This window comes from Vibrio sp. 2130-1, from assembly GCF_033339515.1.
In genome coordinates, this window is sequence record NZ_JAWOUT010000460.1 from 1 (window position 1) to 607 (window position 607).

Sequence of the window (607 nt, forward strand, 5' to 3'; positions counted from 1 at the left end):
ACTTGCTTAACGCTTCTGGCGATAACACCTTCACGTACAGATCCCACTTAGGGTAGTTTCCGCGACCAATTTCGGCATACAAATCATTCGTAAGGTGATTGAAGTCTTTACCCTGCATTTCCGTCACTTCATTAGGACGAAGACTCTTAATGCCTTGTTGGCTCTTCCATTGGAACTTCACATATTTCACATCACCTTGTTGGTTGATCCACTTGTAAGCGTGAACGCCAAAGCCATCCATTGTGCGATAGCTCGCTGGCGTGCCAAGATTGCTGTACACCCAAGTCAGCATGTGAGTCGCACTTGGTTCATGGCTAAAAAAGTCAAAGAATCGGTTTGGATCCTGAACGTTGTTCACTGGTGACGGTTTCAGAGAGTGCACCATATCCGGAAACTTGATTGAATCACGGATGAAGAACACAGGCAGGTTGTTCCCTACCAGATCCCAGTTACCCTGTTCAGTATAAAATTTAGTGGCAAAACCTCGTGGATCACGCAGCGTCTCTGGCGACCCTTTTGAGTGAATAACGGTCGAAAAACGAACGAAAACAGGAGTTACCTTCCCCTTTTCAGTGAAAGGAGCGGATACCGTTAAATCACTAAAATC

General features: G+C 45.8%; 1 protein-coding gene. It reads right to left on the minus strand.

All coding sequences use genetic code 11. The annotated features are described in order from the left end of the window. The coding region (locus R7Q09_RS26840) for a catalase (RefSeq protein ID WP_318144034.1) at window positions 1-607 on the minus strand (607 nt) is incomplete at both ends.